17 protein-coding genes and 1 pseudogene are annotated in these 24614 nt (G+C 64.9%); 12 read left to right on the plus strand and 6 right to left on the minus strand.

Features of this window, described 5'->3' with window-relative positions; all coding sequences use genetic code 11:
* Positions 1–51: 51 nt before the first annotated feature.
* A complete protein-coding gene (gene ku, locus ABIB95_RS07355) occupies positions 52–1038 on the minus strand; it encodes a non-homologous end joining protein Ku (RefSeq protein WP_354238374.1) in 987 nt (328 codons plus the stop codon).
* A gap of 235 nt (positions 1039–1273) precedes the next feature.
* On the opposite strand from ku, the gene ABIB95_RS07360 reads away from it, so the two are divergent.
* The 12 genes and pseudogenes from ABIB95_RS07360 (at position 1274) to ABIB95_RS07415 (ending at position 14212) form a co-directional block, all read left to right on the plus strand.
* The gene (locus ABIB95_RS07360; RefSeq protein ID WP_247308443.1) at positions 1274–1429 is read left to right on the plus strand and encodes a hypothetical protein; all 156 of its coding nucleotides are present in this window, start codon (positions 1274–1276) and stop codon (positions 1427–1429) included.
* Between the two features lie 235 nt (positions 1430–1664).
* Entirely contained in the window at positions 1665–2339 is a 675-nt protein-coding gene (locus ABIB95_RS07365) for a response regulator transcription factor (protein ID WP_014496705.1), read from the plus strand.
* A gap of 92 nt (positions 2340–2431) precedes the next feature.
* On the plus strand, positions 2432–3808 hold the full coding sequence (locus tag ABIB95_RS07370) for an ATP-binding protein (protein WP_354238375.1): 1377 nt from the start codon (positions 2432–2434) through the stop codon (positions 3806–3808).
* Positions 3809–3969: 161 nt separating this feature from the next.
* Positions 3970–5373, plus strand: a complete 1404-nt coding sequence (locus ABIB95_RS07375; RefSeq protein WP_354238376.1) for a hypothetical protein — start codon at positions 3970–3972, stop codon at positions 5371–5373.
* 99 nt (positions 5374–5472) lie between these two features.
* Positions 5473–5742 carry a hypothetical protein gene (locus ABIB95_RS07380; RefSeq protein ID WP_028149902.1) on the plus strand — a complete coding sequence of 90 codons (270 nt, stop codon included), beginning with the start codon at positions 5473–5475 and terminating at the stop codon, positions 5740–5742.
* A gap of 131 nt (positions 5743–5873) precedes the next feature.
* Complete coding sequence (gene ccmI, locus ABIB95_RS07385) at positions 5874–6983, plus strand: c-type cytochrome biogenesis protein CcmI (protein ID WP_354238377.1); 1110 nt, start codon at positions 5874–5876, stop codon at positions 6981–6983.
* Between the two features lie 37 nt (positions 6984–7020).
* Positions 7021–7530 (plus strand): cytochrome c maturation protein CcmE, encoded by a 510-nt coding sequence (gene ccmE, locus ABIB95_RS07390; protein WP_063984547.1) that lies wholly within the window; start codon positions 7021–7023, stop codon positions 7528–7530.
* A complete protein-coding gene (locus tag ABIB95_RS07395) occupies positions 7527–9506 on the plus strand; it encodes a heme lyase CcmF/NrfE family subunit (protein WP_354238378.1) in 1980 nt (659 codons plus the stop codon). The genes ccmE and ABIB95_RS07395 overlap by 4 nt, the downstream gene beginning before the upstream one ends.
* A gap of 4 nt (positions 9507–9510) precedes the next feature.
* Positions 9511–9993, plus strand: a complete 483-nt coding sequence (locus ABIB95_RS07400; RefSeq protein WP_354238379.1) for a cytochrome c-type biogenesis protein — start codon at positions 9511–9513, stop codon at positions 9991–9993.
* Between the two features lie 128 nt (positions 9994–10121).
* Positions 10122–11460, plus strand: a pseudogene (locus ABIB95_RS07405) (methyl-accepting chemotaxis protein).
* A gap of 219 nt (positions 11461–11679) precedes the next feature.
* Positions 11680–13257 (plus strand): Do family serine endopeptidase, encoded by a 1578-nt coding sequence (locus ABIB95_RS07410; RefSeq protein ID WP_028149896.1) that lies wholly within the window; start codon positions 11680–11682, stop codon positions 13255–13257.
* A 274-nt stretch (positions 13258–13531) separates the two neighbouring features.
* Positions 13532–14212: a response regulator transcription factor gene (locus ABIB95_RS07415; protein WP_063986547.1), complete on the plus strand. Its 681-nt coding sequence runs from the start codon at positions 13532–13534 to the stop codon at positions 14210–14212.
* Positions 14213–14296: 84 nt separating this feature from the next.
* Here ABIB95_RS07415 and ABIB95_RS07420 read toward each other — a convergent pair whose 3' ends face one another.
* The 5 genes from ABIB95_RS07420 to ABIB95_RS07440 form a co-directional block, all read right to left on the minus strand.
* Entirely contained in the window at positions 14297–14647 is a 351-nt protein-coding gene (locus ABIB95_RS07420) for a hypothetical protein (RefSeq protein WP_354238380.1), read from the minus strand.
* Positions 14644–17184, minus strand: a complete 2541-nt coding sequence (locus ABIB95_RS07425) for an arylsulfatase (RefSeq protein WP_354238381.1) — start codon at positions 17182–17184, stop codon at positions 14644–14646. Before ABIB95_RS07425 ends, ABIB95_RS07420 begins: the two co-directional genes overlap by 4 nt.
* A 133-nt stretch (positions 17185–17317) precedes the next feature.
* Positions 17318–18739 carry an HlyD family type I secretion periplasmic adaptor subunit gene (locus tag ABIB95_RS07430; protein ID WP_354238382.1) on the minus strand — a complete coding sequence of 474 codons (1422 nt, stop codon included), beginning with the start codon at positions 18737–18739 and terminating at the stop codon, positions 17318–17320.
* The gene (locus tag ABIB95_RS07435) at positions 18726–20924 is read right to left on the minus strand and encodes a type I secretion system permease/ATPase (protein ID WP_354238383.1); all 2199 of its coding nucleotides are present in this window, start codon (positions 20922–20924) and stop codon (positions 18726–18728) included. Before ABIB95_RS07435 ends, ABIB95_RS07430 begins: the two co-directional genes overlap by 14 nt.
* Before the next feature lie 244 nt (positions 20925–21168).
* Positions 21169–24330, minus strand: coding sequence for an AIDA repeat-containing protein (locus ABIB95_RS07440; protein ID WP_354238384.1), 3162 nt, complete (start codon positions 24328–24330; stop codon positions 21169–21171).
* Positions 24331–24614: the final 284 nt, after the last annotated feature.

A 24614-nucleotide genomic window follows, 5' to 3' on the forward strand; every position in this document is an offset into this window, starting at 1 on the left:
GCCGATCGGCGAGGGGAGACATCACGGCGCGATTGCAGACGCGGATTGCGTCTAACCGGCCTTCTTCGCCCGCGCCGGCGCGCGGACCGGCTTGTCGGCCTTCTTGGGCGGCGCTTCCTTGGCTGCTGCAGTCTTGCCGCCCTTGCCGGCGATCGGCAGCAGCATCTCGCGCTGGCCCTCGACGCGCTTCTTCGGCTTCTTGCCCTTGACGGTCTCCCTGACGGGCTCCTTGGCGGCCTTGGCCGTGGGCGCCATGTCCTTCTCGCCGGCGATGCTCTTCTTCAACGCGTCCATCAGGTTGATGACGTTGCCGCCGGTCTTCGGCGCGGCCTTCGCCGCGATCGGTGCACCACTGCGCTTCTTGTTGATGAGGTCGATCAGAGCGGTCTCGTAGTGATCCTCGAACAGCTCGGGCTCGAACGCGCCGGACTTCTTCTCGACGATGTGCTTTGCGAGGTCGAGCATGTCCCTGGTCAGCTTCACGTCCTGGATGTCGTCGAAATATTCCTTCTCGCTGCGCACCTCGTAAGGGTAGCGCAGCAGCGTGCCCATCAGCCCGCTCTCGAGCGGCTCGAGCGCGATGATGTGCTCGCGGTTGGTCAGCACGACGCGGCCGATCGCGACCTTGTCCATGCTGCGGATGGTCTCGCGGATCACCGCGAAGGCGTCGTGGCCGACCTTGCCGTCAGGCACGAGATAATAGGGACGGATCAAATAGCGGCTGTCGATATCGGTCTTCGGCACGAACTCGTCGATCTCGATCGTGTGCGTGGAGTCCAGCGCGATGTCGTCGAGCTCGTCCTTGGTGACCTCGATATAGGTGTCGGTGTCGACCTTGTAGCCCTTGACGATGTCCTCGGAGGTCACCTCGTCACCGGTCTCGGCGTCGACCTTGAGGTACTTGATCCGGTGGCCGGTCTTGCGGTTGATCTGGTTGAACGAAACCTTCTCGGTATCCGAAGTGGCCGGATACAGCGCGACCGGGCAGGTCACGAGCGACAGACGCAGAAAACCCTTCCAATTGGCGCGGGGGGCCATGGGCTACTCCAAACGCAACGGGGACAGAGGACGAGGATACCATCGGGGAACAACGAATCATAGCAAGGCGGATTGCGGAATCTTGCAACTGCGTTAACCGGCCGCCCGGCGCGCGGTTGCAGCCCGATGCAGCGGCAAAAACCGGAACATCATATCCAATCACGCGTTGGCTCAAGACATCAGGCCGCGAGGGGGTTGCGACCACCGCAGCCGACATCCAGAGATTGAGGGCACTATGGCAGCCACGCGAGAGCACGATCAGATCGTCGAAACCGCCACCGAGGCGCGTCAGGGCGAGCCCGGGCCGTCAGTGGCGGCCCTGCTTACCATCTCGACCGGGCTCGCGGTCCTGATCCTTGCCGTCATCTGGTTCGTGTTCTTCCGGACCTGACGGCCGATCGACGGGACGGTTCGGACCTTCCGACTCGCCGCGTAACGCGGCACATTGCGCCCGCCACGCCCGCCGGCTCGTCCGGTGGCTGCCTGGCGGGCGCCGTCGCGTCGGCGCTTGAGAAGCTCTATATGACCAAAAAGTAACGCGGCCGGTTCCCCGTGTTCATATTCAGTTCACGCCGGAATTGCTCATCTCTGGCGATCGATTGTGCAGTCTATTTCTGGAGAGAAGCGTGCGCCTGCTTGTTGTTGAGGACGACCCCGATCTCAATCGGCAGCTCACCAAGGCGCTGACCGACGCCGGCTACGTCGTCGACCGTGCCTTCGACGGCGAGGAGGGGCATTATCTCGGCGATAATGAGCCCTACGATGCCGTTGTGCTCGACATCGGCCTGCCGAAGAAGGACGGCATCTCGGTGCTGGAAGCCTGGCGCCGCAACGGCCGCACCATGCCGGTCCTGATCCTCACCGCGCGTGACCGCTGGAGCGACAAGGTCCAGGGGTTCGATGCCGGCGCCGACGATTACGTGCCGAAGCCGTTCCATCTGGAGGAGGTGCTGGCGCGCATCCGCGCGCTGCTGCGCCGCTCCACCGGCCATGCCCAGAGCGAATTGAGTTGCGGCCCCGTCACGCTCGACACCAGGACCGGGCGGGTCAGCGTCTCCGGCAATCCCGTCAAGATGACCTCGCACGAATATCGGCTTCTGGCCTACCTGATGCACCATTCGGGGCGCGTCGTGTCCCGCACCGAGCTGGTCGAACACCTCTACGACCAGGACTTCGACCGCGACTCCAACACCATCGAGGTCTTCGTCGGCCGCATCCGCAAGAAGCTCGACGTCGACATCATTCAGACCGTCCGCGGCCTCGGCTATCTCCTGACCCCGCCGCCTGCTCCCGGCGCTTGAGGCGTCAGGACTTGACGGCCGGCCGAACAGGGGCCTTGGTCCGGTCATGACGTCCGACGCCCCGCCACCCCGCGCCTGCCGGGATCCTTCCGATGCCCGCTAGCTCGCTTGCCAACCGCCTGTTCCTATCGGCGACGGCGTGGCTCGTGGTGATCCTGGCCATCACCGGGGTGGTGCTGTCGTCGGTCTACAAGAGCGCCACCGAGCGCGCCTTCGACCGCCGGCTCAATCTCTATCTGCGCACCCTCATCGCCGAGGTCGCGACCCCCGACGAGCCGCCGGACCGTCAGTTCCAGTCGCTCGGCGAGCCCCTGTTCGAGCTACCGCTGTCGGGCTGGTACTGGCAGATCACGCGGACCGATACCGAAAAGCCGGAGGTGCGCTCCTCGCGCTCGCTCTGGGACAAGAAGCTGCCGAAGCTGGAGGAGCAGGGCACCGAGCTCACCGCCGCCGGCATTCGCCTCGCCTATGTCGACGGGCCCGAGGGACAGAACCTGCGCATGGTGGAGCGGCCGGTCGATCTCGGTGCGGACGGCAAATATCTGGTCAGCGTCGCCGGTGACGACACCGAGATTTTCGACGAGACGCGGAGCTTCGACTACTACCTCGGCGGCACCTTCACCGCGCTCGGCATCGTGCTGCTGCTGACCACGGTGTTCCAGGTGAGGTTCGGTCTTGCGCCGCTCAAGCGCATCTCGGAATCTATCGCCGACATCCGCTCGGGGCGGGCGGAGCGGCTCGAAGGTGAATTCCCGGTCGAGATCGCGCCGTTGGCGCGCGAGACCAACGCGCTGATCGATGCCAATCGCGAGATCGTCGAGCGCGCGCGCACCCATGTCGGCAACCTCGCCCATGCGATCAAGACGCCGCTCTCGGTGATCGTGAATGAGGCCGGCACGCACGCCACCGAGCCGTTCGCAGCCAAGGTGATGGAGCAGGCGGACGTGATGCGCGACCAGCTCGCCCATCATCTGGAGCGCGCGCGCATCGCGGCACGCGTCTCGGTGGTCGCGACCGTGACGGAGGTCGCACCCGTCATCGAGGCGCTGCGGCGGACCATGGAGAAGATCCATCGCGATCGCGACATCGTGGTCGAGGCCAAGGCCGATCCGTCCGCAAAATTTCGCGGCGAGCGGCAAGATCTGGAGGAGATGGTCGGCAATCTCGTCGACAATGCCTGCAAATGGGCGGCCTCGCAGGTCTTCATCGAGGTTCTGGTGGAAGCGCCGCACCAGACGGGCGCCGGCCCGCGCCTGCGGATCATCGTCGACGACGATGGCCGCGGCCTGTCGGAGGCCGAGCGCGCCCAGGTCTCCCGGCGCGGCCAGCGGCTCGACGAGTCCAAGCCCGGCTCGGGGCTCGGCCTGTCCATCGTGACCGACCTCGCCGCGCTCTATGGCGGCAGCCTCTCGCTCGCGGGCGCCCCGACCGGTGGCCTGCGGGCGGAGCTGGTCCTTCCCGGAATATAATCCTTTGTTCCGGCACGACTATTTGGCTGGTCCGGTACCGATCCGGACGAAACCGGAGCTATTTCGAAGCGACTTCCTAAACGGCTTCTTAAGTGGGCCCCATCTATGATCGCGCAGGACGCATCCCACGTCTGCCATTTTATCGTGCATCACCCGGGCGCATGAGCCAGACATCGATCGAGCGGCTGAGGGAATATCTCGCGCAGCTCCCGCCGCAGTCGCAGGCGCTGCTGATGCGGGAGTTCGAGCGCGCGCTTGAGCGTGGCCAGGACACGGCGGTGGCGACCCTCGTGCTCGAGCAGCTGCGCAAGATCGTCCGCAAGACCGAAGTCGACGAGGCTGCGCCGCCGCGCACGGACGATCTGTCGCGGCTGTTGTTCCAGGTGCTGGAACCGTTCCTGGTCGAGGCGGGCGCCCCTGTCAGGGTCGGCCAGATCCGTCGCTCCTCGCTGCATCCGATCTGGCAATGGCTCGGCCGCGATGGCGCCCCCGACAAGGTCAACGAATTCGAGGCGGCGCTGGCGCGCATGCCGGCTTCAGACAGTGCAGGGCAGGTCGAAGCCCTCGCGGCGAGGCTCCAGGCCGTGGCCGCGGATGCCATCTTCGGGTTGACGGGTCCCGGCGGCGGCGACAAGTCGCGCGCGCTCGCCCGTGTCGGCCCGCCCAACGTGATCGAGGACCTCTATTCGATCGGAGCGGTGCTTCAGGTCCGGGAAGCCATCGCTACGCTGAACGAGAAGCTGCCGCGCTTCCTGCGTACCTTCGGCGAAGCCCAGATCGCATCTGTGACGTCCACACTCAACATCCCCGCGCTCCAGACGCCGCAGATGCTGGCCTTCGCGCTGTCGATGGTCGTGCAGCGGATGACCGCGCCGTGGCAGATCATCCGCCTCGCCATCAAGATTGCCGCGTCCGACGACGAGATCCGCGTCGCGGCCACGCCCTACGGCGTGGCCGTCACGATCGCTTTGCATGATTTGTCCTGCGTTGCCGCGATCCTGCGCATGGACATCAAGCGCGGTCATTTCGAGAACGTCGCGGACAATCTCAAGGCGCTGCATGACGGCGTGCGCGGTCTTCGCACCGAGCTCGATCTGCGTAACGATTCCGTCTGGGGCAAGCAGCTGACCTCGATCCGGGCCGACATCTCCAATGCGCTGCAATCGGAGATCGACAGCGTTCCCGGCCGGGTTCGCCGCATCCTGCGCCAGCGCGCCGAGAAGGATATTCCGCCGGGGGCGCGGATCGACAGCACCGAGGTCGAGGAAACCGCGGCACTGATCGATTTCGTCGCGACCTGCCGCAACTATGCGAGCGAGCTTGCGATCAACGAAGTGACGCTGCGCACCTATTCCGATCTCCAGCAATATGTCGAACGCTCGACCGAGCAGTTGGTGCAGTCGCTGCGAGCGGCCGATCACAAGGTCCGCACCTATCGGCAGCAGCAGGTGCAGGCCGCGATCCGCTTCTGCCAGGTGCTGTTCGGCGATGATTACGCGTCGCTGATGAGCCGCGCCGCAGAGAACGCGGCCACGGGCGAGCGCAAATCGTCGCGGGCAAGCTGATCAAGCGCATTTTTTTGTGATCACAATTTGTGGTTGACGGTGCCGGTGGCGGGCCCTACGGTCGCCGTGCAAGATTTTGGAATTTCTATCTGTGGGCGCATGAAACCCCTTATCAGCTCCATCGAAATTGAAAACCGCGTCATTGTCGCCAAATATCAGAGGCTGATGGTTGGCGCGAAGGTGGTGCTGATCGAGAAGGCAAGCGGCCGCCAACTGCCTGAGACCGTCACCAGGGTTGCATCGCCCGTTCCCGTCGGGGCGTTGCGCATCAAATTGCCTGAAGCAATCGAGCCGGGAACATACTTCCTGAGGGCCTTCAACGGGCACGGCGAGGACGCCGCTCAAAGCGCGGACTTCGAGATCCGTTAAGCCGTTGGATTTTCACAGTTTCGGGACTGTGTGCGGTCGCGCCGAATTGACAATTGTCAATTGCCGCATCGTCCGGCCGTGGTGTAAAGCCACCTATGGGCGCGGTTCGCGCGCCGCCGGAAGCTTGCCAGATGACGCTATGGTTCGTGTTCGCGCTGATGACGGTCGCGGCGATTTTCGCCGTGCTTCTGCCGCTCGGCCGCAGCGGACGCGCGCAAAATCAGGGGAGCGAGGTCGCGGTTTACAAGGACCAGCTGGCCGAGATCGAGCGTGATCTCGCCGCAGGACTGATCGCCGCGCCGGAAGCCGAGGCCGCACGTGTCGAGATCAGCCGCAGGCTGCTTGCCGCGGCCGGGAGCGAGCCGGTATCGGAACCGACATCGAGCCTCAAATGGCGCCGCGCGGCGGCTGTGCTGGCGCTTGCCGGCCTGCCGCTCATTGCGATCGGCGTCTACATGCCGCTCGGCTCGCCCAGGCTTCAGGACTTTCCCCTGGCGCAGCGGGAGCGCGGGGCCGGGTCCGGCATGGCGCTCGAGAATCTCGTCGTGCAGGTCGAGCAGCATCTGGAAAAGAATCCGACCGACGGGCGCGGCTGGAACGTGCTCGCGCCGGTGCTGGTGCGGCTTGGCCGCTTCGACGATGCGGTGCGCGCCTATCGCAACTCGCTCACCTACAACGGCGAGAGTTCGGAGCGCCGGGCCGATCTCGGCGAGGCGATCGCGGCTGCCGCCGGCGGCGTGGTGACCGCCGAGGCCAAGACCGAATTCGAGCGCGCGCATGGGCTGAACGCGGACGATCCCAAGGCGAACTATTTCCTCGGGCTTGCCGCCGAGCAGGATGGCCGCAAGGACGACGCCGCCAACATCTGGCGCTCACTGCTGGCGAAAGCGCCGGCGGATGCGCCGTGGCGTCCTCTGGTGCAGACCTCGCTGGTGCGGGTCGGCGGCGGTGGTGCTACGATGCCGGCGCTGTCGGACGAGACGATCGCAGCCTCCAAGGACATGAACGAGGGCGATCGCAACGCAATGGTGCGCGGCATGGTCGAACGCCTGGCCACCCGGCTGAAGCAGAACGGCGACGATGTCGAGGGTTGGCTGCGCCTGGTGCGCGCCTATCTCGTGATGGGCGATCGTGACAGGGCAATGGGCGCTTCGACCGACGCGCGACAGGCGGTCGCCAACGACGCCGCGCGGCTGCGCCAGCTCAACGAAGGCCTCAAGACTCTCGGGCTCGACGGATGACGATGTCGGGACGAGGCGAGCGGAGAACGGATACGCGATGACGCGCAAGCAGCGACGTATGACCATCATCGGCGGCTCCCTCGCGGTGCTCGCGCTTGCGGCCGCGCTCGTGCTCAACGCTCTGCGCGACTCCATCGTGTTCTTCTCGACGCCGACGATGGTCGCCGAAAAGCACGTCGAGCCCGGCAAGCGGTTTCGTCTCGGCGGCCTGGTGCAGCCCGGCTCGCTCCAGCGCGGCGACAATCTCGCCGTGACCTTCGAGGTTGCGGACGGCGGCGCCAAGCTGCCGGTCGCCTACAAGGGCATCCTGCCCGACCTGTTCCGGGAAGGGCAGGGCGTGGTCGCCGAAGGCGCGCTCGACGCCAATGGCGTGTTCAAGGCCGACACCGTGCTCGCCAAGCACGATGAGACCTACATGCCCAAGGAAGTCGCCGATGCCCTGAAGAAGCAGGGGCACTGGAAGGACGATTACGGCGCCAAGGCTTCTGATAGCGTCAAGCCCGCGGCGACGACCGCGCAGGGCAACCCGCAGGGAGCAGTGCGTTGATCGCGGAATCCGGACACTACGCGCTGGTGCTGGCTCTCGGCCTGGCGCTGATCCAGTCCATCGTGCCGCTGATCGGTGCGCGCTTGCGCGATGACGCGCTGATGAACGTGGCGCGCTCCGCCGCGCTGGCGCAGCTGCTGTTCGTCGGTGCATCGTTCATCGCGCTCGTGATGCTTCACGTGAACTCGGATTTCTCCGTCGCCAACGTCTACGAGAACTCCCATTCGATGAAGCCGCTGATCTACAAGATCACCGGCGTGTGGGGGAACCATGAAGGCTCGATGCTGCTGTGGGTCTCGATCCTGGCGCTGTTCGGCGGAATGGTCGCCGCCTTCGGCAACAATCTGCCGCTGTCGCTGCGCGCGCATGTGCTGGCCGTGCAGGCGTGGATCGCCAGCGCCTTCTATCTCTTCATCCTGGTGACATCGAATCCGTTCCTGCGCATCGCCAATCCGCCGATCGAGGGACGCGATCTCAATCCGGTGCTCCAGGACATCGGCCTCGCCGTGCATCCGCCGATGCTCTATCTCGGCTATGTCGGCTTCTCGATCTCGTTCTCCTTCGCCATCGCGGCGCTGATGGAGGGGCGGATCGACGCGGCCTGGGCGCGCTGGGTGCGGCCGTGGACGCTGGTGGCCTGGATCTTCCTGACCCTCGGCATCGCGATGGGGTCGTACTGGGCCTATTACGAGCTCGGCTGGGGCGGCTGGTGGTTCTGGGATCCGGTCGAGAACGCCTCGCTGATGCCGTGGCTCGCCGGCACGGCGCTGCTGCACTCGGCGCTGGTGATGGAGAAGCGCAACGCGCTGAAGGTCTGGACCATCCTGCTGTCGATCCTGACCTTCTCGCTATCGCTGCTCGGCACCTTCCTGGTGCGTTCGGGCGTCATCACCTCCGTGCACGCTTTCGCCACCGATCCGACGCGCGGCGTGTTCATCCTGCTGATCCTCTGCCTGTTCATCGGCGGCAGCCTCTCGCTGTTTGCGGGCCGCGCCACCTCGTTGAAGCAGGGCGGCCTGTTCGCGCCGATCTCGCGCGAGGGCGCGCTGGTGTTGAACAATCTGCTGCTCAGCGTAGCTTGCGCGGTCGTGCTGTTCGGCACGCTCTATCCTCTGGCGATGGAAGCGCTCGACTTCAAGATGTCGGTCGGCGCCCCCTTCTACAATCTCACCTTCGTCCCGCTGTTCGCGCTGCTGCTGCTCGTGGTGCCGTTCGGGCCGATGCTGGCGTGGAAGCGCGGCGATCTGCTCGCTGTGACCCAGCGGCTGCTCGCGGCGGGCGTTGCCGCGCTCGTTGTGATCGCCATCGTCTGGGCCTGGACCCGTGGTGGCAGTGCGCTGGCACCATTGGCAATTGGGCTTGGAGTCTTCGTCATCGCCGGTGCCGTGACCGATCTGTCCGAACGGACCGGTTTGTTCCGCCTGCCGTTCGCAACGACGCTGCACCGGGCCCGCGGCCTGCCGCGTTCGGCCTGGGGTTCTGTGTTTGCCCATGCGGGCCTCGGCGTCGCGCTGATCGGGATCGTCTGCGAGACCACCTGGAACAGCGAGTATATCGCGACCATGAAGCAGAACGACGTTGCACACGTCGCCGGCTATGATCTCAAGCTCGACGGCCTGTCCCAGCGTCAGGGGCCGAACTTCCGCGAGATGATCGCCGAGTTCAACGTCAGCCGCGACGGTGAGAAGATCAGCGTCATGACGCCGTCCAAGCGCAACTTCACGACGCGCGGGTCCTCGACCACCGAGGCCGCATTGCTGACGCGCGGCGCGAGCCAGCTCTACGTTTCCCTCGGCGACGCGACTGCCGATGGCGCCATTGCGGTGCGCATCTATCACAAGCCGCTGGTGCTGCTGATCTGGTGGGGACCGGTGCTCATGGCCGTTGGCGGCATGCTGTCGCTGTCCGATCGGCGCCTGCGGGTCGGCGCACCGAAGCCGGCGCGGGCCAAGCAGCGCCTTCAGCCGGCGGAGTGATCCGATGCGGCGGATGATGGTCACGATCGTTGCGCTCATGCTGCTGGCTTTGCCCGCCGCCCACGCCGTGCAGCCCGACGAGATCATGTCGGATCCCGTGAAGGAGGCACGCGCGCGCGACCTATCGCGCGAGCTGCGCTGCATGGTCTGCCAGAACCAGTCGATCGACGATTCCGACGCACCGCTGGCGCGCGATTTGCGGCTGCTGGTGCGCGAGCGGATCGCTGCCGGCGACAGCAATTCGCAGGTGCTCGACTTCCTGGTCGCGCGCTATGGCGAGTTCGTGCTGCTCAAGCCGCGCTTCGAGCGGCAGACCATGCTGTTGTGGCTGCTCGCGCCGCTGCTGCTGATTGGCGGCGGCCTGGCGCTCTGGCTGCAAATCCGCCGGCGCGCGCGAAGCGGTGCAGACCTACCAGCTCCGCCGCTCACGCCCGAGGAAGAGGCTCGGCTCGCAGCCTTGATGTCGGACGAGACGAAGTCGTCCTAGCGACTTCAAGTCGTCCCGGCCTAAGTAATGATACGTAGGCCGTCTGCCGCAGCCTGTTTCATGCTCTGTTGACCTTTGTCTGGAAGCTTGTCGCGAAATTCAATTCCAGACGTTTGAGTCCTCAGCCGATGTTCACGAACAGCAATCTGACGATCCGCTTCCTGGTCGGTGCCGTCGTCGCTGCATTATTGTTCCTGCTGGGCATTGGCGGCGGCACCGGCTTCGTCGCGGTGCTCTACCTCAACAACGAGATCACCAGCCTGTCGTCGGATTTCGCCGCGCTGAGCGGCCCCGCGCGCGAGCATGCAATGCTGATCTACCAGCAGGCGCAGGCGGCATTCTCCTATTTTCTGATCGCCTGCGGCGTGATCGCGGTGGTCGCTGTCGCGATCTGCCTCACCACCTGGTTTGCCGTGCGCAACGGCATCCTCAATCCGCTGGCGGCGATTGTGCACGCCATGCGTGAGGTCGCCGATCAGAAATTCGAGACGCCTGTTCCGGGCCTCGGCGGTACCAACGAGATCGGCCTGCTCGCCGGCGCACTGGAAGTGTTCAAGACAAACGGCTTGGAGCGGCGGCGCCTCACCGAGCAGCAATTACACGAAGCGCAGCATCAGGCCGAGCGGTCGAAATTCCTGCCGGATCAAGCGCTTCAACGATCTCGTTGCTAGTGTGGTCGACAGCGTGGCGTCCTCGGCCGTACACCTGAAGAGCAATGCCGAAACGCTGTCACGGACGGCCAGCGACACCAGCTCCAAGGCCAATGCGGTCGCGAGCGCGGCGAACCAGGCCAGCGCCAGCGTGCAGATCGTCGCGGGCTCGGCCGAGGAGATGACGAACTCGATCGGCACGATCAGCCGCCGCGTCACCGACGCGACGCAGCGTGCCGAAGGCGCGGCGACGCAGGCCGAGAAGAGCCGCGACACCATCCACACGCTGTCGGATGCCGCCGACAAGATCGGCGAGGTCGTGCAGCTCGTGCAGGCGATCGCCTCGCAGACCAACCTGCTGGCGCTCAACGCCACCATCGAGGCGGCGCGGGCAGGGGACGCCGGCAAGGGTTTTGCCGTGGTTGCCTCCGAAGTGAAGAGCCTCGCGCACCAGACCAGCAAGGCGACGGAAGAAATCACCTCGCACGTCGCAAGCATCCAGGGCATCACCGCGCAGACGCGCGGCGCGATCGACGGCATCTCGAAGACGCTGTCGGAGATCTCGTCGATCATGTCGGGCATCGAGGTCGACACCGCCCAGCAGCGCAACGCCACGCAGGACATCACCCGCAGCGCGCAGGATGCCGCGCATGGAACGCTGGACGTCTCCAACCACATCGTCCAGATCACCTCGACGTCGGCGGAGACCGGCCGCATGGCGGCCGAAGCGCGCGATTCCGCCGTCGATCTGTCGCAGCAGGCCGAAACCCTGAAGCGTGAAGTCGACGAATTCATCGTCAGCGTGAAGGCGAGCTGATCTCGCCAAAGGCGTGTTCGACGCTCGTCAGGGGAACTCGATTAAGTTCCTGCAAGGCCACGACTTTCGGCGTGCGATAAACTGCCGCAACGGCGCGACCCTTCATTACAAAAGTTTAACCCCGCCGCCAGCGCACGGTAAGGCGGGAGCCCCCATCTTCATGTCCGTAACGTGCTGCCATCCGGCACCGAAAGAATTCAAGGCCTTGGAGATTCCTGCATGACCGACCGTCCCGACCTCACGAACCTTCCGTCCTACCGGCCGCCCCGCCGGTCGGTTTTCTCCGCGCGCAGGATCGCGCTGATGGCTTCGGTCGTCGCTGGCCTCGGGATTGCCGTCCACGGCTTCAGCCCGTCGACCTCGCCGAGCGAGCTGTTCTCCAGCCCGGCGCATGCGCAGGTCAACAACGAGGTCCGGAAGGTTGAGCGTCCGGTCGGCTTCGCCGACATCGTCGAGCGCGTGAAACCGTCGGTGATCTCGGTGAAGGTCAATATCAAGGAGAAGACCGCGAGCAACGACGATGGCGATGATTCCTCCTCGCCGTTCCAGCCGGGCTCGCCGATGGAGCGCTTCTTCCGCCGCTTCGGCGGTCCGGATGGTTTCCCGGGCCAGAAGGGTGGCCGCGGCCGCGTCGTGCAGGGCCAGGGCTCCGGCTTCTTCATCTCCGCCGACGGTTTTGCCGTGACCAACAACCACGTGGTCGACGGCGCCGACAAGGTCGAGGTCACGACCGACGACGGCAAGACCTATACCGCCAAGGTGATCGGCACCGACCAGCGCACTGACCTCGCCCTCATCAAGGTCGAGGGCAGCTCGAACTTCCCGTTCGCCAAGCTCGCCGACAGCAAGCCGCGGATCGGCGACTGGGTGCTCGCGGTCGGCAATCCCTTCGGCCTCGGCGGCACCGTGACTGCGGGGATCGTCTCGGCCAGCGGCCGCGACATCGGCAACGGTCCCTATGACGATTTCATCCAGATCGATGCGCCCGTGAACAAGGGCAATTCCGGTGGTCCCGCTTTCGACACCAACGGCGAGGTGATGGGCGTCAATACCGCGATCTACTCGCCCTCCGGCGGCAGCGTCGGCATCGCGTTCTCGATTCCCGCGAGCACCGTGAAGAGCGTGGTGGCCCAGCTCAAGGACAAGGGCTCGGTCAGCCGCGGCTGGATCGGCGTCCAGATCCAGCCTGTCACCTCCGACATCGCCGACAGCCTCGGCATGAAGAAGGCTGAAGGTGCGCTGGTGGCGGAGCCGCAGGCGAACGGTCCGGCGGCGAAGGCCGGCATCGAGTCCGGCGACGTGATCACCTCGGTCAACGGTGAATCCGTCAAGGATGCCCGCGAGCTTGCCCGCACCATCGGCGGCATGGCGCCCGGCGCGACCGTGAAGCTCAACGTGTTGCACAAGGGCCAGGACAAGGTCGTGAACCTCACCCTCGGCCAGCTGCCGAACACGATCGAGGCCAAGGCCGACACCGACAAGGATAGCGGCAAGGGTGCGAGCCGTGGCACCGACGTGCCCAAGCTCGGCATGACCGTCGCGCCCGCCGACTCCGTGGCTGGCGCCGGCAAGGAAGGTGTCGTGGTCACCGAAGTCGATCCGAAGAGCGCCGCGGCCGAACGCGGCTTCAAGGAAGGCGACGTTATTCTCGAAGTCGGCGGCAAGAGCGTGAGCACCGCCGGCGAAGTCCGCGACGCCATCAACACGGCGCGGACCGACAACAAGAACAGCGTCCTGATGCGCGTGAAGAGCGGCGGCCAGTCGCGCTTCGTCGCCGTGCCCATCGCCAAGGGCTAAGCCGTCAGGAGGTCTACGAGATGAGGGGTGTCGCCGGCATCAGTCGCCCCCGCCGCCGACGCCCTTCGGGGGAGCAGCGTAAGGCCCGCTCCCCCAGCCTACCTTCCGGTGGAATTACGCCCCCCTCCGTCGGAAGGCCTAGGGCGGTGAGGTCCCCCCAGCTTCACCGCCCGCCTTTTTGCCTACCCAAGTCCCGTTTGCTTGGCTTGCATGCGATTGCCGCTCGCGCCATGTTCAGAGAAGGTTGACCCCCTTGACCGCCGCCGAACGCACGATGCGCCTCCTCATCATCGAAGACGACCGCGAATCCGCCGACTATCTCGTGAAGGCGTTTCGTGAAGTCGGACACATTGCCGACCACGCCGCCGACGGCGAGGAAGGCCTCGCCATGGCCGAGAGCGGCGATTACGACGTGCTGGTGGTCGACCGCATGCTGCCCAAGCGTGACGGCCTGTCCCTGATCGGCGCGTTGCGCGACAAGGGCGACTCGTCGCCGGTGCTGATTCTCTCCGCGCTCGGGCAGGTCGACGATCGCATTAAGGGTCTGCGCGCCGGCGGCGACGACTATCTGCCGAAGCCTTATTCCTTTGCCGAGTTGCTGGCCCGGGTCGAAGTGCTGTCACGGCGCCGCGGCGGTCCGGCCGAGGACACGCTCTACCGCGTCGGCGATCTCGAACTCGACCGGCTGTCCCATCGCGTCGCCCGCGGCAAGGACGAACTGACGCTCCAGCCGCGCGAATTCCGCCTGCTCGAATACCTCATGAAGCATGCCGGCCAGGTGGTGACGCGCACCATGCTGCTGGAGAACGTCTGGGACTACCATTTCGATCCGCAGACCAACGTGATCGACGTGCACATTTCGCGGCTGCGCTCCAAGATCGACAAGGGTTTTGAGCGGCCGCTGCTGCACACGATCCGCGGCGCCGGATACATGATCCGGGATGGGATACGTTAAAGCTTTGGATACTCTTCAATACGCAAGGCACTGAGCCAGAAGAATTTTGAAGCTTCCCCGGAAACGGCGGGGTCGATGAGAAATTCAGCGGTCGCGGCTTTGCGAGCCGCCGCGCATCAAGAGCGTGGTCAGGATTAGATGAAGGACGACTGCCGGCCACAGAAGGACGCCGCTCAATCCACCTGCGAAACCGAGGTAGGCCAAATATAGGGTGATGGCTCCGTTGTAGATCAACATGCCCGGCAGTGGCAGCCACCCTGGCCAACAGGCGATCCCCAAGGCAATCAGCGCAATGCCGGCGACACGCGCGAGCGGCGTTGCGACACCGGAAAGCTGCTCGCCCAGCAACAATTGGCCAACCAGCGACGGCGCGATCAACAGCGCCAATCCCGTTGCAGCTTCGCTGATGGCGGCGAACGCCAATGCGCCTTTCATTTCTTCCCAACGTTCGCGGGTGGCTTTTGAGACTTCGACTCTTCAATGGGATCCGGCTCCGGCGCCGGCATAGGTCCAAGTTCTGCCTTGGCTTGCGCCGGGTCCTTCAACTCTGGTCCGAGCTTGAACGTCAGCTTGTTGATCTTGCCCGTGAACTTGAACGGAGGATCGTAGCGATACTCGAGCATCGCGACGCCGGTGCGGGTGTCCTGGCCGACGTCGAAGGTCTCGTCCTCCGGGAACGTGATCGGCGTACCGTGTTCAATGGACTTCCGGTCTACTTCCTTGTCGTCCACTGAAAGTACGCCTGTACCGCCCTTGCCCAATCCGGGCCCATCCGACTTGAAGTCGAAGACGATGGTGTGCTTGCCCGCGCTCAACTCCGGTCCCGACCAGATCGTGCGCTTGAGGTTGAGCAGGTTGTAGAGGAACACGGGCTTACCCCGCCGAAGGCCCGCCACACCCTTGCTTAGAAATAGTCCGTAGCCGCCGAAACGTCCGCCTTCGGTGACGATCATCCCTTCAGCGCCGCCGTTGGGAATCTCAACCTCGGCGGTGATGGTATAGGGCTTGTTGAGGATGCTCGGCGCGGCGCTAGCCGGCACACCGGTCAGTTCGCCCGAATAGGTGAATACCGTCTGCCCGGCCGTCAGGCTTGGGCGCGGCGTATTCCAACGCGCGAGCGTCGTGTTATCGAGCGGCAGCACGTTGTACTTCTTCGCCTCGACATCAAAGACGGCTTGCAACTCCTTGACCTTCTCCGGCATTTTGGCGGCCAGATCATTGAACTGGGTGGGGTCTTCCTGGACGTTGTAGAGCTCCCACTTGTATCCCGTGATCACATCTGGCGGGGGCGCGCTGCTTAGCTCCCATGGAAGCGTGATCGGCGTCGTGGCCGCAACCCAGCCATCGCGATAGATGGCGCGATTACCGAGCATCTCGAAATATTGGGTCGTGTGCGTCGTCCCGGCGTTGGCGTTCGCTTTGTCCCATGTGTACGCCATACTCACCCCTTCCATGGGGCTCTGTTTGATACCGTCGATCGTGTCAGGTTGCGAAATGCCGGTTGCTTCGAGGATGGTCGGAGCAATATCGATGACGTGATGGAATTGGCGACGGATTCCTCCCACATCGTTGATATGGCCGGGCCAGGACATGGCGACGCCTTGGGCGGTCCCGCCGAAATGCGACGGCACCTGCTTGACCCACTTGAATGGAGTGTCCATCGCCCACGCCCAGGGCGCGGCAAAATGCGGGAAAGTCTTGTCCGAGCCCCAGAACGGATACCAGAGGTACTGAGCCTTCACCGGCACCGGGACACCATTGAAGGTCGTGAACTCGTTGGGCGTACCGTTGATCATGCCTTCGGCACTCGCGCCGTTGTCGCCGCCGATGTAGATAATCAACGTGTTGTTGAGCTCTCCCAGGTCTTCGACGGCTTGAATGACGCGGCCGATCTCATGGTCGGTGTAGGCAAGGTAGGCGCCATAGACATCTGCCTGCTTGATGAAGAGCTTCTTCTCCAACTCGCCGATAGAATCCCATTGCGGCAATTCCTTCGGCCATGGCGTCAGCTTGGCGTGGTCGGGCATGATGCCCAACCGCTTCTGGTTGGCGAAGATCGTCTCCCGCAGCTTGTTCCAGCCTTGGTCGAACAGGTGCATGTCGCTGATCTTCTTGATCCAATCCGGCGTCGGATGATGCGGCGCGTGCGTGCCGCCGGGCACGTAATAAACGAAGAACGGCTTGTCGGGCGCGATCTCCTTGAGCTGTTTCACGTGCTGGATGGCTTCGTCGGCCATCGCGGTCGTCAGGTTCCAGCGGGGATTGTCCTGGAATGGATAAATCGCTGTGGTGTTGCGGAACAGATTCGGCTGCCACTGACTGGCATCGCCGCCGACAAAACCATAGAAATACTCGAAGCCCATGCCATTGGGCCATTGATTGAATGGCCCCGCCTGGCTCGATTGATATGAGGGTGTGTTGTGGTCCTTGCCGAACCACGAGGTGGCGTACCCGTTCGCCTTCAGGATGGTGCCGACGGTGCCTTTCTCGATCGGAATAATGGAATCGTAACCCGGGAACCCAGTCGATATTTCACCGACGACTCCGAAGCCGACCGAATGATGATTGCGGCCGGTGATGAGCGCCGCCCGCGTCGGTGAGCACAGCGAGGTGGAATGAAAATTGGTGTAGCGCAGGCCCTGCGCGGCGATACGATCCATCGCGGGCGTGGGGACAACGCCGCCGAAGGTGCTCGGCGCTCCGAAGCCTTGGTCGTCGGTCATGATGAGCAACACATTGGGCGCGCCCTTCGGCGGTACGACACGCGGTGCCCACCACGCCTTCGACTCGGAGGCTCTCTCGTTGATGACCCCTCCGAATTCTGGAGGCGGCGGCGGAAGCACCTTGCCGTCAATTGTCGTCGTGGCTGCGGGCGAGCCTGGGGTGCCCGTGACCTGCTGAGCCGACGCGGAGATGCAACCGAGGGCGAGAACACTTGCTGTGGTCGCAAGGGTGCGGCAACGGATTTTCATATTCCGACCTCCCGCAGTCCATTTTGCGGGTTGAGGCTGTCACCGCCAACCGATACCTGCTTGATTTAGGTCAAATGTGCCGGTTGGGCCGGGCCAGAGATCCCGATACCATCCCGCCGGATTCGCGGCCGTCTCACCGTTCCCGCAAGCTCTCCTGCCCATACCGGATCAGCGGCGACACCAGGTAGCTGATGATCTTCCTTGTGCCGGTCTTGATCTCGACGGTTACGGCCATGCCGGGCGCGAGGTTGACGGTGCGGCCGTCGATGTCCATCTGGGCGCGGTCGAGCGAGACGCGGGCGGAATAGACCAGCTCCTGGCCCTTGGGCTCACTGGATGATGTGTCGGTGCCGGCCGGCGTGTCGCCGGGCTTTTCCGGCGGCTTCTGGCGGACGATGGCGTCCTGGGAGACGCTGAGCACCTTGCCCTGGCGCAAGCCGTAGCGGGTGAAGCTGAAGGTGTCGACCTTGATCGCGGCGTCCTCGCCGGGGTTGACGAAGCCGATGTCGCGGTTCGAGATCATCGCCTCGATCTCGAGGCCGCCGCTGGTGGGCACCACCACCATCAGCGTCTGAGCCGGCGTCACCACGCCGCCGACCGAATGCACGGCGAGCTGCTGGACGATGCCGTCCTCCTGCGCGGCGAGGCGGAGCAGGCTGGTGCGCTGCTCGGCCTTGACGATGTCCTGGCGCAGGCCAGCCGCCTTCTGCTCGGCTTTCGCAAGCTCGTCGAACAGGCCGCGCTGATATTCCGCCTCGGTGCGCCGCAGCGTCTCCTCGATGCCTCCAACGGCGGCATCGGCCTCGGCGTAGTGGCTCTTCTGGACCAGCAATTCCTGCTGTTGCGCGACCAGGTCCTGCGTTTCCGTGAGGTATTGCAGTTTGGAGCCGAACTCGCGGTCGACGAGATATTTTCGTACATCGACCCGCTGCTGCATGATGGGAATGAGCGCGCTGATCTTGCCGATCGTGGCCTCGCTGGTCGAACGCTCCGCTTTCTTCTGCGTGCCCTGCCATTCGAGCGAGGTGATCTTGGACGCCTGCTCGGCGGCCTGCGAGGCCAGGAAACGTTTTGCGGTGCGGATCTGATCGGAGGTCGCGCGCGCGGGCGCGATGAATTTGGCTGGATCGCCGCCGGCAAGTGCGGCGTGCAGACGTGCGATGTCGAGCTCGCTGGCGAGCAAATCGCTCTGGAGATGGCCGAGCTCGGCCTGGCTCATGGTGGGATCGAGCTCGATCAGGAGGTCGCCGGCCTTGACGCGCTGACCGTCCTGCACGTGGATGGCGCGCACGACCGCGGTCTCGAACGGCTGGATCACCTTGGTGCGGCCGTCGGGGACGATCTTGCCGGTCGCGGTCGCGATGATGTCGACCGTGCCGATGCTGGCCCACACCAGCGCGATCAGAAATACCGCCGAGATCGACGCGGAGATGGCGCGGCCGATCGGCGAAGGCGGGGTCTCGACGATCTCGAGCGCCGCGGGGAGGAACGCCAGCTCGTCGCGCGTCCGCGTCGGGCTGCGCAGCGAGGCCATCATCGCCTTAGCCGACTTCATGGATGCCTGCCTGGACACGATGCAGCGTGGCGTAGCGGCCGCCGCTGCGGATCAGCTGGTCGTGCGAGCCGTCCTCGACGATACGGCCACGCTCCACGGTGATGATGCGGTCCGCGGTGCGCACGGTCGACAGACGGTGGGCGATGATCAGAACGGTACGGCCCGCCGTGATCTCGCGCATGTTGTGCTGGATGATGCGCTCGCTTTCATAGTCGAGCGCGCTCGTTGCTTCGTCGAAGATGAGAACGCGCGGATTGGTCGTCAGCGCGCGTGCGATCGCGATGCGCTGGCGCTGGCCACCGGACAGCGTGCTGCCGCGCTCGCCGATGACGGTGTCGTAGCCATCCTGGAGTTCGAGGATGAAATCGTGTGCGCCGGCGAGCTTTGCCGCGGCCACGACGCGCTCCATCGGCAGCGCGGGATCGGCCAGTGCGATGTTGTCGCGCACCGAGCGGTTGAACAGCATGTTCTCCTGCAGCACGACGCCGACCTGCCGGCGCAGCCAGGTCGGGTCGACCGCCGCAAGGTCATTGCCGTCGACCAGCACGCGGCCGCTCTCGGGGAGATAAAGCCGCTGGATCAGTTTTCCGAGCGTGCTCTTGCCGGAGCCGGAGGTGCCGACGATGCCGACGATCTGGCCGGCCGGAATCTTCAGGGTGATGTCGCTCAGGATCTGCGGTCCGTCGACGCGATAGCGGAAGCCGACATGCTCGAAGGTGATGTCGCCACGGATGGCAGGCAACGCCGCGCGACCCGGGCGATGGGTCGGCTCGGGCACAGTGTTGAGGATGTCGCCGAGCCGCTCGACCGACAGCCGCGCCTGGTGGAAATCCTGCCAGAGCTGGGCGAGCCGCAGCACCGGTGCGGTGACCCGTCCCGACAGCATGTTGAAGGCGACGAGCTCGCCGACCGTGAGGTTACCGTCGATGACCAGCTTGGCGCCGAAATAGAGCAGGATCGCCATGTTGATCTTGCTGACGAACTGAACGGCCTGGCTTGCAACATTGCCGAGATTGACCACGCGAAAGCTCGAGGCGACGTAGCCGGCAAGCTGCTCTTCCCAGCGCTTCTGCATCTGCGGCTCGACCGCCATCGCCTTCAAGGTCTCGACGCCGGTGACGCTCTCGACAAGGAACGACTGGTTCTCCGCGCCGCGCTTGAACTTCTCGTCGAGACGGTAGCGGAACAGCGGCGTGGCGCCGGCCGAGATGACGATGTAGAGCGGGAACGACGCCAGCACGATCGCGGTCAGCAGCGGCGAGTAGAACGCCATCAGGCCGAGGAAGACGAAGGTGAAGAACAGGTCGATCACCAGCGTCAGCGCCGAGCCGGTGATGAAGTTGCGCAGGTTCTCCAGCTCGCGCACCCGCGCGACCGTGTCGCCGACCCGCCGCGCCTGGAAATAGGACAGCGGCAGCGCCAGCAGATGGTGGAACAGCCGCGCGCCGAGCTCGACGTCGATGCGGTTTGTCGTGTGCGAGAACAGATAGGTGCGGAGCGCGCCGAGCACGACCTCGAAGATCGAGATCGCGACGATGCCGGCGACCAGCACATCCAGCGTGCCGAGGCTGCGATGCACCAGCACCTTGTCGATCACCACCTGGAAGAACAGCGGCGACACCAGCGCGAAGATCTGGAGGAAGAACGAGGCGAGCAGCACTTCGCCGAGCAGGCCGCGATAGCGGTTGACCGCGCCCATGAACCAGGTGATGTCGAAGCGCCGCGACAGATCGGCAAGGCCTGCGCGCTTGGTCATCAGCACGATGCGGCCGTCCCAGAGCACCTCGAACTGCGCCTTGGTCAGCATCTGCGGCCGCGGCGAGCCCGGATATTGCACGATGGCCTTGCCGTCGCCGGCCTTGCCGAGGATCAGGAAGCCGCCGTCGCGCAAGGGGACGATGGCCGGCAGCGGCGTCTTGTCGAGCCGGTCCCAGCTCGTCTTCACCACGCGCGCCTTGATGTTGAACTGCCTGGTACAGCGCAGCATCTCGGTGGTGCCGATCACGGTGACGCCGAGCTGATGGCGGAGCTGCTCCGGCTCGGCGGGCACCCCGAGGAATTGGAGCATCATGACGAGCGCGGTCAGGCCGGGGTCGGCCGGCGGCTTCGGCACGGCCTGCACCGGCGGCTCCTTCGGCAGCTCTTTGGCGGCCGGGTCGCGTGAAATGGTCTCGTTCGGGCTCATTGGAAGCAACTATCCGCGGTCATCGGGTCCGGACGATTTCACGGACGGGGGCTCGCCGGTCGGCAGGGCGGCCGATAGCTAACGCGGCTATGTTACGGTTTGATAACTATGTCGGACCGCTCACATAACGGTCGGATTTGGCGTTCTGCGGCGGGATGCGGGGCGGCGGGAGGCAAGTTCACCTCCCGCCGCGATCGCATGATGCACCGGGGCGGGGCCCCGGTGCGCGGATCGTATTGGCCGATCAGCCGTGGCTGGCCAGCGTGGGCTGCTGCTGCGTCGTGTCCGAAGGCACGAGGCTGCTCTCGCCGGCGTCCGGGACGATGCTCGCCGACTGCTGCACCAGCAGGGACAGCGAGATCGCCGATCCGCCGTGGCCGTCGTCGGTGACGTTGAGCTCGGTGCCGGACTGAACGCCAGCGAACTGGTAGGTGTGGCTGCCCGAGTTCGTGGCGAGCGTCAGTGTCGTACCGTCGAAGGTGAACGACGAGACCGACGTGTTGAGCAGGTCGATCGTGTCGCCGAGTTCGAAGTTCGACACCGTGCCGGTCAGGCCGGAAGCGCTTTCGAGCGTCAACGTTGCAGCCGAGCCGGCGAAGTCGACGCCGTTCTGGACGCCTCCGGCGAAGACATGCTCGACCCCGCCCGCAAGGTGGGTGTTGTCGGCGGTGCCTGCGACGTCGAGTTCGCCGCTCTTGAGCGTCGTGTTGGACGCCGTTCCGATCACGAACCCGACTCCGCCGTTGATCGTCGTGGACGCGGCCGAGCCGCCGGCGTCGACATAGAGCAGGCCGCCGCCGTTGACCGTGGTCGCCGTCACCGATCCGCCCGCGCCAATGTACGAATTGCCGCCGTTCTCGATCACGGTGTTGGCGGCGATGCCGCCATCCAGCACCTGCTGATTGCCGCTGAGGTTCGTGCCGGAGACGGTGGCGTGGTAGACGTCCTGGAAGCCGCCAGCCGCAACGATCGTGCCGATCGCGCTGCCGCCGTGGTAGACGTGCTGCGCGCCGCCGTTCTTGACGGTCACACCGGTCGCGACGCCGCCGCCCAGCGAGTTGCCGCCACCGACCGAGCCGCCGGTTGCCGTGCCGTCGACATACTGGAAGCCGCCGTCGATCACGGTGTCGCTGGCCGATCCGCCGGCATCGATGTATTGGAAGCCGCCGGTTTTGACCAGCGTGCCGGCGCTGGTGCCGCCGTCGCCGACATATTGGTAGCCGCCGCTATAGACCGTGGTGTCGATGGCCGTTCCGCCCGCCAGCACCTGCTGGTTGCCGCTGAGGCTGACGTTGGTGACGGTCGAGTTCGAGTAGACGTCCTGGTAGCCGCCGGCCTCGACCGTCGAACCGTTGGCGCTGCCGCCGAAGTAGACGTGCTGCTGGCCGCCCGCGTGAACAGTGGTGTCGTTCGCGGTGCCGTAGTCGTACTGCACGCCGCCGCTGAGGATGTTGGTATGCTCGGTGGTCGCGCCGTTGAGGACGTCGACGACGCCGCCATTGCCGATCGTGATCTGGCCGGAGACGTTGCCGCCGGTGGCGACATCGAGAGTGCCGTCACCGAGGACGACATAGCCCTGCGAGGTCGTCGATGCGCCCTTGACCGAAACCGCGCCGGTCGAGACCAGCGTCGGCGCCGCGAAGACGGTCGAGGTGCCGGCGTTGCCAGCTGCATCGGTGGTCTTGGCGGTCAGGTTGTTGGCGCCTTCCACCAGCGTCACGCCGGCGAGGCTCCAGGAGCCATCGGCGCCAGCCGTGGTGGTGCCGACCAGGGTCGCACCGTCATAGACCGAGACCAGAAGGCCGGCTTCGGTGGTGCCGCTCACCATGAAGGTGGGCAGGTTGGCGGTGTCGAGCGTCACGCCGGTGACGCCGACGGCCGGGGCAACCGTGTCCACGGTCACGTTGATCGCGGAGGCGGCATCGCTCACGGCGCCGGTCGTATCGGTGACCTTCGCAGTGATGGCATGGGCCGCGTTGCCGAGCAGGCCGGTCTGGATGTCGACGTAGCCGCGCGCGATGTCGGCGAGCGAGAGCGTGACTGCCGAGCCGATCGCGGTCTGGCCGTCGAACAGCTGCACGACGTCGCCGGCAAAGTTGCTGCCGGTTGCGATGCGGACCGTCAGGTTGGTGTCGTTGGTGCTAGCGCCGTTGGCGAGCGCGCCGCTGTTGGGCGAGACGTCATCGGTGACCGACACGATGGTCGGCGCGGTCGGGGCGTTCGACAGGTTGAAGACCTGCGCGGTGATGCCGTAGGAGGAGTTGTCACCAAGCGTCTGGCTGAAGTCCTGCCAGCTGATGACGAAGCCGCCATTGGCGAGCGCCGAGACGGTCGGATAGTACTGATAGCTGTTGGTCTGCGAGTTGACGATGTACTCGCCGCCGATCTTGTTGCCGGCCGTATCATAGACCTGCGCCTTGATGCCGGAGCCGCTGCCGTCGGCCGTTCCTTCGTCCGACCAGGTCACGACGAAGCCGCCGCCGGTCAGTGCGGTGATGCTCGAAAAGCCCTGGTTGCCGCCGGTCTGGGTGTTGACCTGGAATTCCGAGCCGACCTTGCTGCCGCCAGCCGTGAAGACCTGCGCGCGAATTTCGCCGCTGGTGTCCTCGAAGCTGATGACGAAATTGCCGTTGGCAAGACCGGTCACGCCGGCAACCATGCGGCTGTTGTAATAGGCGGTATCGACGGTGAATTCGGAGCCGACCTTGGTCGCGCCGCTCGCACCCGGGTGGAACACCTGGCCGCGGACTTCCCAATTGCCGGTGCGGAAATCGTTCCAGGTGACGACGAAGTCGCCGTTGCTGAGCGTTGCGATCGAGGCGCGCTCCTGATCGAAGTTGGCGCTGGCGGAGTTGACGAGGAATTCGGAGCCGACCTTGGCACCGTTGGCGTCATAGACCTGGGCCTTGATGTCGGGCGCGACGCTGCCCTGGTTGGTCCAGGCGACGACGAAGCCGCCATTGGGCAGGCCGGTGATGGCCGGGGTGTTCTGGTTGTTGGCGGTGACGGAGTTGATGAGGAATTCGCCGCCGACCGGGGCGCCGTTCGCGCCGTAGATCTGGGCCTTGATGTCGCCGCTCGTGGAGTTCTGGTCCTGCCACGAGACGACGAAGCCGCCGTTGCTGAGGCCGGTCACGACCGGGGAGGCCTGCGAGCCGTTGGTCTGGGTGTTGACCAGGAATTCGCCGCCGACCTTGCTGCCGTCCGCGGCATAGAGCTGGGCATGGACGGCGGAGCCGCTGGCGTCGCCGAGTGTGCTGCTGCCGCTGGTGGAGCCGGCGAGGCCGTCCTGCCAGGTGACGACGAAGCCGCCATTGGTGAGGCCGGTAATGGAGGGATACCACTGGCTGCCAGCCGTCTGGCTATTGACCTGAAATTCGGTACCTATTTTTACGACGGTGGTCATAACATACCTCAAGTGATGCTGAAGAAGCGCTGAAGGGCTGAATTCCGCGCTGCGACCGCCTGTTGCGGAGGCATGCGCCGAACCTGCACGGGCTCTAAACGATCTATTTATGATATTTTATGATACATTTTTGCGCGGTATGCGGCATTTTGTCCGGAATAACGTTATATCAATGATATGAAGAGGTTCCGCGGGTGCAGCCGAGGCGGGTGCTCCAAATGGTATGCAATCTGGCGCTGGGCATGCCTCCCGCATAGGCAGGCGTGACTGGAGCCGTCGTCGCA

The sequence above is a fragment of the Bradyrhizobium sp. LA2.1 genome, assembly GCF_040547725.1.
Lineage (GTDB): Bacteria > Pseudomonadota > Alphaproteobacteria > Rhizobiales > Xanthobacteraceae > Bradyrhizobium > Bradyrhizobium barranii.